This is a genomic window from Allobosea sp. P2_A10, assembly GCF_056405115.1.
In genome coordinates, this window is record NZ_JBFUCS010000023.1 from 43,077 (window position 1) to 56,386 (window position 13,310).

Annotated in this window: 9 protein-coding genes; 3 read left to right on the plus strand and 6 right to left on the minus strand. The window is 68.1% G+C overall.

All coding sequences use genetic code 11. The features are described from left to right. Position 1 precedes the first annotated feature (1 nt). Complete coding sequence (locus AC1DZY_RS23425; RefSeq protein WP_476822568.1) at positions 2-325, plus strand: DUF3467 domain-containing protein; 324 nt, start codon at positions 2-4, stop codon at positions 323-325. After that, entirely contained in the window at positions 322-1,173 is an 852-nt protein-coding gene (locus tag AC1DZY_RS23430) for an efflux RND transporter periplasmic adaptor subunit (protein WP_476822569.1), read from the plus strand. The genes AC1DZY_RS23425 and AC1DZY_RS23430 overlap by 4 nt, the downstream gene beginning before the upstream one ends. A 9-nt stretch (positions 1,174-1,182) precedes the next feature. Here AC1DZY_RS23430 and AC1DZY_RS23435 read toward each other — a convergent pair whose 3' ends face one another. The 6 genes from AC1DZY_RS23435 to AC1DZY_RS23460 all read right to left on the minus strand — a co-directional run bounded on the left by AC1DZY_RS23435 (position 1,183) and on the right by AC1DZY_RS23460 (position 11,856). Continuing rightward, a complete protein-coding gene (locus AC1DZY_RS23435; RefSeq protein WP_476822570.1) occupies positions 1,183-3,207 on the minus strand; it encodes a preprotein translocase subunit SecA in 2,025 nt (674 codons plus the stop codon). Then, on the minus strand, positions 3,200-5,383 hold the full coding sequence (locus AC1DZY_RS23440; protein WP_476822571.1) for a PqqD family peptide modification chaperone: 2,184 nt from the start codon (positions 5,381-5,383) through the stop codon (positions 3,200-3,202). The genes AC1DZY_RS23435 and AC1DZY_RS23440 overlap by 8 nt, the downstream gene beginning before the upstream one ends. A 10-nt stretch (positions 5,384-5,393) precedes the next feature. After that, a complete protein-coding gene (locus AC1DZY_RS23445; RefSeq protein ID WP_476822572.1) occupies positions 5,394-7,376 on the minus strand; it encodes an efflux RND transporter periplasmic adaptor subunit in 1,983 nt (660 codons plus the stop codon). Between the two features lie 182 nt (positions 7,377-7,558). Next, the gene (locus AC1DZY_RS23450; RefSeq protein ID WP_476822573.1) at positions 7,559-8,590 is read right to left on the minus strand and encodes an alpha/beta fold hydrolase; all 1,032 of its coding nucleotides are present in this window, start codon (positions 8,588-8,590) and stop codon (positions 7,559-7,561) included. 106 nt (positions 8,591-8,696) lie between these two features. After that, on the minus strand, positions 8,697-10,628 hold the full coding sequence (locus tag AC1DZY_RS23455; protein WP_476822574.1) for a glucosaminidase domain-containing protein: 1,932 nt from the start codon (positions 10,626-10,628) through the stop codon (positions 8,697-8,699). A gap of 211 nt (positions 10,629-10,839) precedes the next feature. Then, entirely contained in the window at positions 10,840-11,856 is a 1,017-nt protein-coding gene (locus AC1DZY_RS23460; RefSeq protein WP_476822575.1) for a LacI family DNA-binding transcriptional regulator, read from the minus strand. A gap of 168 nt (positions 11,857-12,024) precedes the next feature. On the opposite strand from AC1DZY_RS23460, the gene AC1DZY_RS23465 reads away from it, so the two are divergent. Continuing rightward, on the plus strand, positions 12,025-13,305 hold the full coding sequence (locus AC1DZY_RS23465; protein ID WP_476822576.1) for an ABC transporter substrate-binding protein: 1,281 nt from the start codon (positions 12,025-12,027) through the stop codon (positions 13,303-13,305). The last annotated feature ends 5 nt before the right edge of the window (positions 13,306-13,310 follow it).

Consider the following 13,310-nt stretch of genomic DNA (forward strand, 5'->3'; position numbering starts at 1 on the left):
CATGTCGACCGAAACCGGCCCCGGTGCTTCCGGCACAGCCCCTGTCAACGGCTCCGGCGCGACCCCCGAACCGGCGGCGCCGACAACCAATGTCGACACCCGGCACCTCAAGAGCAGCTACTGCAATGTCTGCAACGCCTCCTCGACCCGCGAGGAGGTCGTGCTCAATTTCGGCATCAACCAGAACTGGGATCTCGGCGGGACGACGCTTGACGTCGAACTGCACCATCGCGTGATTCTGAACCCGCATGCCGCGCGGCGGCTCTACGAGGTGCTCGGCCAATTGCTGGGCGAGCACGAGAAGCGCTACGGAACCGCGCGGTGAGGCGATCTCTATCGGCGCGCCACGCGCTGTTTGCGATGGCGCTGTCGGGACCGTTGACCTGGGCCTCGATTGTATCGGCGCAGCCTTCGCCCAACGAGGCGTTCGACTGTCTGGTCGATTCGCATTCGCGCGTGAAGGTCAGCGCCGCAAGCGTCGGAGTCATCAGCAAGATACTTGTCGATCGCGGCGATGTCGTGCGAGTCGGCCAGCCGCTGGTCGAGCTTGAATCGAGCGTAGAGGCGGCGCAACTCGCCGCCGCCGAGGCGCGCGCCGCCAATGACCAGCCGATCGCCAGCGCCAATGCACGGCTCGACCTTGCCCGGCGCGTGCTCGACCGGCTCGGCCGGTTGCGCAAGGCCAGTCCCGGCGCGGTGACGGAGGTCAAGGCGGACGAGGCGACGACCGAGGTTGCCGCCGCACTCGCGGCGGTGCGCGACGCCGAGCAGAACCGCCATCTTTCCAGGCTGGAAGCCGTGCGCGCCAAGGCGACGCTGGGTCTGCGGCTCGTCTCCAGCCCGATCGACGGGGTCGTGGTCGAGCGGGCGCTGACCGTCGGCGAGTACCGCTCCGAGCAGGCGCATGTGCTGACCCTGGCGCGGATCGACCCGCTGCATATCGAGGTCTTCGCGCCGTTGCGGCTGTTTGGCGCGCTGAAGGTCGGCATGAGCGCGACCGTGATGCCGGAGCAGCCGATCGGCGGCGAGCATCAGGCGAAGATCACCGTGATCGACCGCACCATCGATGCCGCCAGCGGCACCTTCGGCGTCCGGCTCGACCTGCCCAATCCGGGGCTCGCGATCCCTGCCGGACTGCGCTGCCGCATCCGCTTCGAGGCGCGTCCCGGTTGAAGCGCGGTTTCAGTCCGGTCGTTCGGCGAAGGCGAGCTGACGGTCGAGGTCGCGCGCCGAAGCGAGCGTGCGCCGCCGCGATAGCGCAGCGACAGCCTCGGCCTTGCGCTGGCCGGCAAAGCGCAGAAGGCTCGCGCACCAGCCCGGCATCCAGCCCGACGCTGCGACGGCGAATGGGCGCAGGCCGCGCGTGAGCCAGGCGCAATTGTCGGCAAACAGGGGATCGTCGAGCGCCACGATCGCCTCCGTCGAACCCGGATCGCCCTGACGGCCGGCGCGGCCGTAGAGCTGGCGGTCGACCCGTCCGGATTCGTGATACTCGGTCAGGATGACGTGGAGGCCGCCGGCCGCGCGCACGGCCGGGTCGAGATGAATGTCGGTGCCGCGTCCGGCCATCGCGGTCGCCACGGTGATGCGACCGGGCTTGCCGGCTTCCGCAATGATCTCGGCCTCGCTTTTGTCCTGGCGGGCGTTGAGGACGACATGGGCGAGGCCTTTTGCCCCGAGCACCGCCGACAGCGCTTCGGAATCGGCGACCGAGCGCGTCCCGACCAGCACGGCCTGTCCGGTCTGCGTGCGGGCTTGCGCGGCTTGCGCCACCAGCCGCCATTTGGCGTCCTGCGAGCTTCTGATCCGCGTGCCGATATGGCGGCGCCGGCTGACGCGATGGGTCGGTACGCGCGTCACACGCAGCTCGTAGACTTGGCGCAGCTCGCGGCCGACCTCGGCGACGGTGCCGCTCATGCCGCCGCACCAGAGATAGCGCGCATAGAGCCGCTGATAGGTCAGGCGGCCGAGCGTGATGCGCTTGTCGGAGAGCTCGCAGCCTTCCTTGGTCTCGATCAGCTGGTGCAGTCCTGCTTCCCATTTTCGGTCTGGCATGATGCGGCCGGTCGAGGCGTCAACGATCTGGACCTCATCCTCGATCACGACATAGTCGGCATCGCGCTTGAACAGATGCAGCGCGCTCAGCGCCTGCGTCGCCAGTTCCTCGCGGGCGCGGGCGGCGGTCCAGTAGCCATCGAGGCGGGCGTCCTTGTGGCGGCGAATCAGGGCGCGGCCGGGATCGGTGACGCGGACGCGGCGCATCTCCGGTTCCAGCTCGAAATCGCGGCCCTGTTCGAGGCTGCGGGCGAGGTCGAGCGCGGCGGCGTAGACGATGGCGGCGGTGTCGCCGTCGGCCGCGCCGGAAATGATCAACGGGGTGCGCGCCTCGTCGACCAGAAGGCTGTCGGCCTCGTCGAGAATGGCGAAGGGCAACCCGCGCGCCGTCGGCTTGCTGATCGCCTGGCCGGCCGGCCGCGTGACGAGCGCGGCGGCTGTGCGCAGCGCGGTCGGCGTCTCGCGAATGGCGATGCGGTCGCGCAGATAGTCGAATGCGACCTCCTTGTTGGAGCCATAGACGATGTCGCAGCCATAGGCGGCGCGGCGGATGGCGGGATCCTCCTGCGTGCCGTCCTCCTTCGAGGCGGCAAGCCCGACGCTGAGGCCGAGCCGCGCATAGATGCCGCGCAGCGTGTCGGCGTCGCGTCTGGCGAGGTAATCGTTGACGGTCAGGACATGGACCTGCGTGCCGGCGAGCGCTGCGGTGGCAGCCGCCAGAACGGCGGTGATGGTCTTGCCCTCGCCAGTCGCCATCTCCGCGATGTGGCCGCGCAGGATCAGGCCCGCGCCGAGGATCTGGACGCGATGATGGCGCAGGCCGCGCTCGCGGGCGGTGGCCTCGATCGCGAGAGCAAACGCCTCGGCGACGAGCGCGGGGCGAAAGCCCTGGGCCAGGAGCCCGGGCCGCAAGGCCTCCGCCCGGGCGAGCAGGGTCGCGTCGTCGCATTTCGAGAGTTTGCCGGCGCGCCGGCGCGTCAGCCAGACGGTCCAGTGCGCCGCGACATCGGGCGAGGCCCAGGCGCGCCACCACAGCGCGCCGATGGCGACGAGCCATTGGTCCCACCAGGCGGCCTCGGGCCGGATGCGCTCGCTCCAGGGCGCATCCGCCAGTTCGCAGGCGAGCCAGGGCTTGGTTGCCGCGTCACGCATTGAACTGGGCGAGGAAGAGCTGGCGGACGCGCCGGATTACACGCTGCGCCAGCGGCTCCGGCGTCAGTTCGAAGCGCAGGTGGACACGCGTGCCATAGCCGACATCGCTGCTCGCGCCCGGCAGCGCGAGATCGAACTGGAAGACGCGTGCGAGCGTGCGCTGGCCTTCGGAGTCGCGCGGATCGAGCGCCAGCCTGCCGCCGCCATTGGCGCCAAGCACCGGGCTCGGCAGGCGGTTGTCGGCGGCTGGAACCTCGCGCAGGACCTGCGCCGCCAAGGTCTCGCCGGCGCGGTCGGGCAGGCGTGCCTCGACGCTGCGGGTGCGCTGGCGCACGAGGTCGATGTCGTCCTGCCCGACCACGGCACGCAGCTGGCGGCCTGCGGCCGTGATCCCGCTGGCGTCCTTTGCTGTGGCCTCGCCGGGCAGGATATGCGCCAGAACCTGGCCCTCCCTGACGTAGCGGCCGGGCAGATCGGCCGCGCGCGGGATGACGAAGACGCCGTCGGCTCCGGCGCGGACGGTCATACGATCGACGCGCTCGGCCAGCCGCGCCTCCTCGGCCTGGGCATCCTCGAGTTCCTGGCGCAGCAGGGCGGCGCGGACCTGATCGCCGAAGCGTTCGGCTGCGAGCCGCGCCTCGACTTCGGTGAGCTTGCGCCGCTGCACGTCGAGACGGGTCTCCAGCAAGGGCTCGCGCATGGTGACGAGGATATCGCCGCGGCGGACCTGCGCGCCCTGCACCGCGACAACCTCGGCGACGAAGCCGTCGGTGCCGGCGCGCAGTTGCGCATCCTCGGGCAGCCAGATCACACCCTCGGCGAGCGCATGATGCGGTAGCGGCACGATCGCGACGGCGGCGAATGCGGTGGCGGTGAGCCCGCCGATGACGAGCAGGGCGCGACCACGGCGTTCGGCGAAGCTCGGATGGGTCAGGAGATGCTTAGCGACGCGCCCGAGCGGCTGGATCACGCCGAGAAAGACCGACCAGAGCGCCAGAAGCAGCCCGACGAAGAGATACTCGCTGGCGACGAACAGCGCGATCGAGGCCAGCAGCGTCAGCCGCGCGACATAGGCCGCGGGGGAATAGACCGTGAAGATCGTCGCTTCCAGGCGCGTTGTCGGCTCCGGGCGGGCGGCGTTGCGTCCGAGCAGCAGCCTTTGCGCCTGCCGGCCCCACCAGCGATCGGCGCGCTGGCCCAGATTGGGCTGCTCCATCAGGTCGCAGAGGATGAAATAGCCGTCGAAGCGCAGCAGCGGGTTGGCGTTGACCAGCACGGTCGAGACGCCGGCGATGACAAGGATGTTGAAACAGGCGGCCTTGAGCAGGCCTTCCTCGACATTCAGCCAGACAAACAGCGCCAGCGACGCGAAGGCGAGCTCCGCCATCATTCCGGCGGCGCCGACCAGCGCGCGATCCCATTTCGAGGGAAAGGCCTGCGCCGAACTGACATCGACATAGGGCACGGGATAAAGCGCCAGCAGCATCACGCCGCTCTCGTTGACCGCACCGCCCTGCACCTTGGCGGCGAGGCCATGGCCGAGTTCATGGATGATCTTGGCGAGTGGGAAGACCAGTGCGAGCACGACGAGATTTTGCGCGGCCAGGACCTGGTCGCCAAGATTGGAGGTCAGTTCGTGCCAGTGCAGACCGGCGACGATGGCGCTGGGGACGACGAGCGCCGCCCAGAGCGCGAGCAGCCAGCGGCGATCGATCCAGCGCAGGCTCGCGGCGATGGCGGCCAGCGCCGGATCCGGATTGAGCAGCGGGATCGAGATCGAGAGCGGGTTCTTGTAGAGCTTGCCGCGCTGCTGGCGGCTCTGCTTGCGCATGCGCTCCAGAAGCTCGCGCGATTCCGGCGGGATGCCGGCGGCGAGCAGATCCTGCTGGTGCAGGTTGGCGAGGAGCCTGACGACATCGTCCTGGCTCGGCGCGGCGTCGCCCATGCGCGCGGCAAGATCGTTCCAGATCGCGTCGAGCGTGCGCGTGCCGTCGAGCGCGCCGATCAGGGCGAAGGCCGATGGCGTGAAGCGATGCACGCGGTTGGTCGCGTGGTCGCGCAGCACATACCAGGTCTCGTCGCCATAGAGATGGGCGTCGATCTCGCCATGCGGCTTGAGCCTGGGCTTGAGGCCCGAGACCCGATGCCAGGACGATGACAGGAACGGCTCGCTCACGACCGYGCGCTCACGGCAGCCAGGTCCAGAGGAACAGCCGCACGCGATCGATCGACGCCCGCGTCCAGATCCAGATCAGGCTGGCCTGACCGAGATCGACCTTGGCGAAGCCTTCCATGCCCGGCCGTAGTCCTGCGCCGGCCGCCAGCCCGGAGGCGGCGTCCTCGATCAGCTCGGCTTCGACGCGGAAACTGTTGCGACCGTCGAGCGGCGTCGAGACCGGCATCACGGCTGTGATCCTGATCGGCAGGGCGCGGCCGGCCTCTCCTGTCAGGGTCAGCGCGCCGCGCAGGCCCTCAGGGCTGTCATGGCGTGCCGCGAAACCCGCCGCGACCGGGCGGTAATCGCCTTCGGGCACCTGCAGCACGACGCGGATCGCATCGAGCGGGGCGATCTCGAACAGCACCTTGCCCTGTTCGACCGGCGCGCCGAGCATCTGGCTGAGGTCGCCGGAGACGACGAGGCCGGCCAGCGGGGCAACGAGCCGGGTGCGGGTGAGTTTTTCATCGACGAGAGCCAGTTCGGCCTGCGCCTGTGCAATCTGGGCGGCTGCAACGAGCACGCCGGCGCGTTCGCCCTTGGCCAGCGACTCGCGCTGGCGCTGCTCGGCCTTGAGCCGGTCGCTTTCCCATTTCAGCCGCTCGAAGCGCAGTTCGCGGTCGTCGAGCCGGGCGAGCAGGCGTCCGGCCTCGACGCGTTCGCCCGCCCGCACCGGCGCTTCGGCGACGAAACCCTGGAAGGGCGCGACGACCGCGCGCTGGACCGCGCCTTCGATCGTGGCGCGCGCGCCGGCGCGGAACTCGCCCTGCGCCAGCGAGAGCCAGGCGAGCGCGACCGCCAGCCCCGCCACCAGCAGTTTCAGGCCGGGCCGGCGCGGGCCGAAGAGTTTTGCGAGACCTTCGCCGGTGGCGTCGCGCAGGCGTCCGGACAAAAAGCGATTGCCCCGCCGCTTCAGCCCGATGACCGGACCAGCCAAAGCGACCGCGAGCTTCAGGCTCTCGACTGTCTCGGCGTCGAAATTCGTCTCTGACGACAGGGCGGGTCCGGCGTCGGCGTCTGCATCGCCGGTCTCCGGTTTGGCCTGGCCGAAGCGTTCGAGCGTGACGACGCCGATGACATCGCCTTCATAGCGCAGTTGCAGGCTGATCAGCGCGCTTGCGCCATGGCCGAAGGCAAGCCGGCGATGGGCCGCGTCGATGGCGCGGCGCTCATCGGGCAAGGGCGGCGCCTGCACGATCTCGTTTTGATGTAGTGCCTCTGCCTGAGCCGTCTCGATGGCGCGCACCAGCGCCGTCTTGCGCTGGAACCAGGCGGCATTGGACATGGCGACCAGCCGCGCGCGACCGGCGCCGCGACGGCCGCGCCGCAGGCCGAGCGAGACCCGGTCGGCCGCAAAGCGCGCCGAAAGCTCGTTGCAGAAGGCCAGCATCGCGCCATCGAGCGTCTGCTGTTCCTCCAGCGCCGCCAGCGCCTGCAGCACGGCGGCCGCGCGGGTGACGCGGCGGTCGCCGTCCAGGGCTTTTGTGCGCAGCGCCGCCGCCTGGAGCCAGCCCGAGGCCCAGTGCACGCGCCGGAACAGGCCGGCGAGCCCAGCGCCGGGGTGGCGCTTCAGGATGACCGCGACGATGCCGCCCGCGCCTCCGTCCAGTTCGAGCGGAAAGGCGATATGGGCGGCGTCTCCAACGCCTCGCACCACGCCGCGCTGCTTCTCAAGCGCCTGCTCGCAGACCGGCCCGAGCGCGGAAACGTCGATCTCGAGCGGCGCGTCGCCGGCAATGCCCTCGCGCCAGACGGCGGCCGGCGCAAAGGCGCCGTCAGGCTGGCGCAGCAGCAGGACGGCGAGTTCGGAGGGCCCGAGTTGATTGACGAGGAGCGCGAGCCATGCCGACAGGAAGGCGCTGCCATCGGCCGGCTGAGCGAAGCTTGCCCAGAGCAGATGCTCGGCTGCATCGGCCTGCGGGGCGCTGTACTGGGCCGTCTGGCGGATGTTCACAACTGCCCCGGGGAGACAAGCCTGCTGCCTGCGATATCCTGATGGTATTTAGACCGCGAAAACGCAGGTTGCGCAACGTCATAGCCGGAGATGCGGGCTGAGGATGCGGCAAATGCTTGCGACTATTTGAAGGTTTGGTGAATCACGCCGGCCAAGAGGCTCAGCGCGATGCGGCATGGCCGCTACATCGCCAGAAGTTCAGCCACCTTCGCCTTGAGGAAGGCCCGATCAGCGGGGATAAGCATCGGATTGCCGGCGCGATGGCCAAAGATCGACGGGATCGGCGCAAGCTCCGCCGAGCGGGCGTTCGTCAGCAGCGCCAGTTCGTCGGCGTTGTCGCCAACCTGGAAATAGCAATCCGTCTGGCCCGGCATCAGCAGCATCCGGGCTTCGATCGCACCCAGGGCCTTCGCGACATCGCCGCCGAATTTCGCGCAGCGGCTGATATCGCCGCCCTGCCAGATCGCGATCTGGGCGAGCAGGTCGTTTGCGTCGCGTCTTGCGAAGGTCGAGTCCCATGACCTCACGAGGAAATCCTCCAGCGAGGTGAAGCCGAGCATGCGCCAGGCCTCGTCCCGGTAGAAGGCGTGCGACAGCGCCCAGCCGGCATAGACCCGGCCCATCGCCCTGAACCCGGCTGTCGGCTGGTGGACGAAACGGCCGTCCTGAAACGCAGGATCGCCGGTCAGCGCCGCCTTCACGCCTTCGAGGAAGACGTGGTTGAACGGCGCGCAGCGCGCACTGCCGCAGACGACGGCCGCGCGCTCGACCATTTCGGGATGGAGCGCGGCCCAGTGATAGGCCTGCATGCCGCCCATCGACCAGCCATAGACCAGCGCGATTCTGGAGATGCCGAAAACCTCAGTGAGCAATCGGCGCTGCACCGCGATGGCGTCGTGGTAGCTGAGCGACGGGAACGGCGCGCCGGCGAGAGCGTCGGCCGAATTTGAGGGCGAGGACGACAGCCCGTTTCCGAACAGGTTGGGGATGACGATGAAATAGCGCTCGGGGTCGAGGATGCCGTCAGTCGAGATCAGCCATTCGGTGTCGAAGTGCTGGGCGCTGAACGAGGTCGGGTAGACGATGACGTTGTCGCGGGCGGCGTTGATGCGGCCATAGGTCTTGTAGGCGAGCTTCATCGCGGGAAAGACCTCGCCCGACGCCAGCGTGACGTCGCCGGCCTCGAACAGGGAGTAGTCGAGCGGCGGGTTCATGCTGGCGGCTCCGGGCGAGGATGTTCCGGTCCGAAGACCAGGACAGCAGCATCGCCGGGCTGCCGGCCGCGCACAAGCGGGGCCACGCTGCGACGGTCATTCCGCCTCAGCGCTTGATGTTGTTGCCGGTGTTGTGGTCCTCGACCCGCGCGGCGGCGATCCGGTTGGCGAAATAGCGCCCGGCAAGGCCGACGCCTAGCACGGCGAGCGAGCCGCCGAAGCCCGGCAGCACGCTGCCGCCGACGGCGGCGATGCCCTTCATCGTCGCTTCGAGCGCGCCACCGCTGGACACAAGCGTCGGCAGGACGTCGAAGATCGTGTTCATCGCCGGCGTTTTTGCGGCGGTCATCTTGCCGAACAGATCGAGGGTTTTGATGACGTCGGGATTTCTCGCCAGCACATCTGGCGGGATCGTCTTGCGCAGCTGATCGAGGATCTGAATGGCCTCGGGCGGCAGGATCGGCCCACCGAGCTGTTCGGCGAGCGTCCGGGCGAGGCCCGCGAGCCGGATATGGACCTCTGCACTCGATGTCGGCGTGAGCTTTTGCACCTCGGTAAGGAAAGACAGCATGTTCTCGGGTAGTACGCCGGGCGTCCGCGCAGGCGCGCCGCCACCGGCATTGATGATGGCGCTGTTGCCGAGGCCGAGCGCGCCGACCCCGCCGGTGATCCAGCTGAGGATGCGGCTTCGACCGGCGTCGATGACGATGCGCGATCCGTCGGCGGCGAGCTCCTTCTCGCCGGCCTTGATCCGCTTTTCGTCGAGTTGGCGGTGCTGGGCGGTCTTGAGCCCGTCCCGCGTCGCGGTGTCGACAACGCTCGTTGTGGGGAGGCCGTTCTCGTTCTGGAAGGCCAGCAGGGCGCCTGCCGTCAGGCGCCCGAACTTGCCGTCGATATCGCCGACCGGATAGCCGAGTTCGACCAGGCGCTGCTGGAGCGCCTTAACGCCGGTCATGTCTTCCGAGCCCTGCTGCAGAGGTGGCGTCACATCGTCCTCCCGTTCGGTCTCGTGAGACGACGGGTCGCCGTCGAGCTTGTCGAAGCGGTAGAGATCGTTGCTGCGCATGATCGATTTGAGCAGCGTTCCGTAGTTGGGGTCCGTTGCGTAAACCCCGGTCAGGGCGTCGGCGAAGCGATTAGGGTCGCTCATGAACAGCCGCGCGGTCTTGTAGCGATCTCCCGTCGCCAGCAGGGTGGCATGCCGGATAAAGGCGTCGTCAAGGGTCGGGAAGGCTCGAAATGATGCGCGGACCGACACCGTCCGGCCGTGGATGACCTCTTTCGTCAAGGCCATGACGCTCGGCTCGCCGGTCCTGGCCTTGATGCCGAAGGGGTTGTTGGAGCCCGCCGGCATCCGCTTGCCATAGGCGCTTTCCAACGCCCATTGCGCCAGCGTGACGGAGGTCGGGATTCCGTAGAGTCGCTGCGTCGCCTGCGCCGCCAGAATGACGTCGATGGGGAAGCGGCTGGGAACGTCGCGCGGATCGAAGGCATGTTCGCGGATCACATGATCCTCGACATGCTCTTCCCCGTGCTCTTCGGTCGTCGATCCGTCATGCGTGGCGAAGGCCCAGGCCGGCGGATTGTTCCAGCCGCGTTCGGCGGCGTCCCGCAGCCATTGCGGCGCGAATTTGGATTTGCCGTCCTTGCCCCAGACGATCTTGCGGTGGTCGTCGACCGTCGCGCCGAAGCCGATATGCATGGTCTTGGAGCCCATATAGGCCAGGCCCGCGCCGATGCCGATGGCGCCGTTCGCGGCCGCGGCCGTGACGAACCTCTCGACGGTATCGCCGCCATCCAGATCGGAGAAACTCAGCGTCCTGCCCTGAACGATGAGCTGGAGATCCGCCGCCCGGCCGCCATTGTGGCGCGTCGAGCCGACGCTTCTGCCGCTCGTGCCGGGCTGTCCACCTGACGTAACGAAAATGATGTCGATGCCGGCTGCCGCGCCAGCTTTCAGCAGGACATCTTCAAGCTGCCTGCTGATCGGGAGATCGCGAACCTTGCCCCTGAGGGCGGATTGATCGATCCGAAGCATGGCGAGTGCTCCTTCATGAGCGCATCAGCACGGAATGGTTGCAATAAATCCCCTGGAGGGCAAGAGATGCGCCGACGTGAATTCGCGGACACGGAATGTCCTTTATTGATTTATCACTAAAATTTGTAGCTTCCGGATGAGTTCATAAGCCGATCAAGTCATGGCGCGGTCGTGCCGCCGGGTTACTCTTGGTGATGGCGCGAGACGACACTCAGGGATCGATCGTGTGCGCCAGCAGGGCGTCGCCGGGGGAGAGCCCGGTCCACAGGGCTTCGAGCTGTTCGACCACCTTCGGGCCGAAGTCGCGATAGGGGATATGGACCGAGGTCAGCCAGGGCGCGATCCAGCTGTTCAGCGGGTTGCCGTCGATGCCGATCAGCAGGCAGTTTTCGGGGATGGCGACGCCCTGCTCGACCGCGAGCCGATAGGCGCCATAGGCCATCATGTCGCTGACGCAGAGCAGCGCCTGGGGCCAGCCGCCGGTCTGGGAGACCAGACGGCGCGCCGCCTCGTAGCCGACCTGGAGATGCGACAGGCCAGGCGCCGAGGCGCGCCCGATCGCCGCTTCCGGCACGCCTCGCGCCACCAGCCGGTCGACGAAGCCCGCCGCGCGTTGGCCGGTCGATGACGAGCGCTGGGCGGGGACGATCACGGCCGGCGCTGTGATGCCGCGCGCCAGACAGTGGTCGGCCGCCGCCGCGCCGGCGGCGTAATTGTCGATGCCGACATAGGCGCCGCCGCCCTCGGGGTTGCGGCGGCTGACATAGACGATGGGCTCGTCGCGGGCGATGGCGTCCCGCAGCGCCGGGCTTTCGACGGCGCTGACCATGACATAGCCCTGCACCAACTGGGCGCGCATCGCCTGCAGGTATTCGTCCTGCAGATCGGCCCTGTCATGGGTGTCGCACAGGATCATGACGTAGCCGGCGGCGCGCAGCGCGGCTTCCGTCGAGACCGCGATCGCCGCCATGGCCGGGTTGTCGAGATTGGGCGCGAGCATCGCCACGATGCGGCTCTGTTGGCGACGCAGCGCCCGCCCGACATGGTTGGGCCGGTAGCCGAGTTCGGCGACGGCCGCCTCGACGCGCGCGATCGTCTGGGCCGATGCGCGGCGGGTCTCGCCATTGACGATGCGCGAGACGGTCGCGGCGGAGACGCCGGCCTCGCGCGCCACCGTGACCAGCGAAGCCGGTCTGGGCGCTATCGGTTTCGAGCTCGCGCCCTCCATCGTCATCCTCGGTAGCGACGCGGTCGAGGCGCAGCGAATTTTTCGACGCGATCCGCATGTCCTGAATGGCCAGTATCGTGCCGGTTGACAAGTTAGGCAAACGTTTGCCTAATTCAGATCAAGGCACCCGATGAGGTGCTCGCAAAGATCGACAGGGACGGAGCGGACATGACGAGGACAGGCTGGATTTCGGCGCTCGCCCTGGCGGCGGGCATGCTGGCAGGCAGCGTCGCGCAGGCGCAGACGACCCTGCGCATGGCCTGGTACTCCGATGGCAATGAGGGCGAGGTCCTGCTCGACCTGCTCAAGCGCTTCGAGGCCAGGAACCCCGACATCAAGGTCGTCGTCGACCAGGTGCCGTTCAAGGCGATCAACGAGACGCTGCCCGTGCAACTGGCCTCGGGACAGGGGCCCGATATGGCCCGCGTCACCGATCTCGGCGGCGTCGCGCGCTATACGCTGGATCTGCGGCCCTATCTGACCAACGCGGCCTATTGGGACGAGAATTTCGGGCCGTTCCTCGAATGGATGCGGCCCGAAGGCGACAAGACCGCGATCCCCGGCCTGATGACGCAGCTCACCATCACCGGCCCCTTCGTTAACAAGACGCTGTTCGAGCAGGCCGGCATCGCCATGCCCGGCCCCAAGGCGACATGGGACGATTGGGCCAAGGCCGCCAAGGCCGTGGCCGACAAGGTCCAGGCGCCGTTCCCGATCGCGATGGACCGCTCGGGCCACCGCTTCTTCGGACCTGCGATCTCGCAAGGGGCGAAGATCTTCGACGCCAAGGGCGAGCCGGAACTGATCGACGACGGCTTCAAGGCGATGGCCAGGACGGTCTATGACTGGCACCGCTCCGGCGTGATGAGCAAGGAGCTCTGGGGCTCGGTCTCGGGCGCGGCCTATCGCGGCGCCAATGACGAGTTCAAGAACGCCCAGGTCGTGATGTACATGTCGGGCTCCTGGCAGATCGCCCAGTTCGACAAGACGATCGGCAACGCCTTCGACTGGATCGCGGTGCCCAACCCCTGCGGACCCGGCGGCTGCACCGGCATGCCGGGCGGCGCGGGGCTCGTCGCGATCAAGACCACCAAGGAACCCAAGGCCGTCGCGAAGGTGATGGATTATCTCGCCAGCGAGGAGGTGCAGCGCGAGTTCTACAGCCGCACCCTGTTCGTGCCCGGTCATATCGGGCTCGCGGCCAAGGGCGTCGACTATCCGACCGCGAGCCCGCTGGCCAAGGCTGCGCTCGGCGTCTTCACCCAGGAGGTCAAGGCGATCACGCCGCTGGCCAACAAGGTCAAGACCTACATCTACAACCAGCTGCTGTTCAACCCGACGATCAGCCGGCTCGGCCAGGCGATCTCCGGCGAAATTACGCTCGACGAGGCCTTCAAGCGCATCGATTCCGACGTGAAGCAGCAGATCGCCGAGCGCAAGAAGACCTGAGCGCC

Bases quoted from the DNA above. Each gene is read 5' to 3' on its own strand.
- AC1DZY_RS23435 (WP_476822570.1), bottom strand. From the start codon at position 3,207: ATGCGTGACGCGGCAACCAAGCCCTGGCTCGCCTGCGAACTGGCGGAT.
- AC1DZY_RS23450 (WP_476822573.1), bottom strand. From the start codon at position 8,590: ATGAACCCGCCGCTCGACTACTCCCTGTTCGAGGCCGGCGACGTCACG.
- AC1DZY_RS23425 (WP_476822568.1), top strand. From the start codon at position 2: ATGTCGACCGAAACCGGCCCCGGTGCTTCCGGCACAGCCCCTGTCAAC.
- AC1DZY_RS23460 (WP_476822575.1), bottom strand. From the start codon at position 11,856: ATGGAGGGCGCGAGCTCGAAACCGATAGCGCCCAGACCGGCTTCGCTG.
- AC1DZY_RS23455 (WP_476822574.1), bottom strand. From the start codon at position 10,628: ATGCTTCGGATCGATCAATCCGCCCTCAGGGGCAAGGTTCGCGATCTC.
- AC1DZY_RS23465 (WP_476822576.1), top strand. From the start codon at position 12,025: ATGACGAGGACAGGCTGGATTTCGGCGCTCGCCCTGGCGGCGGGCATG.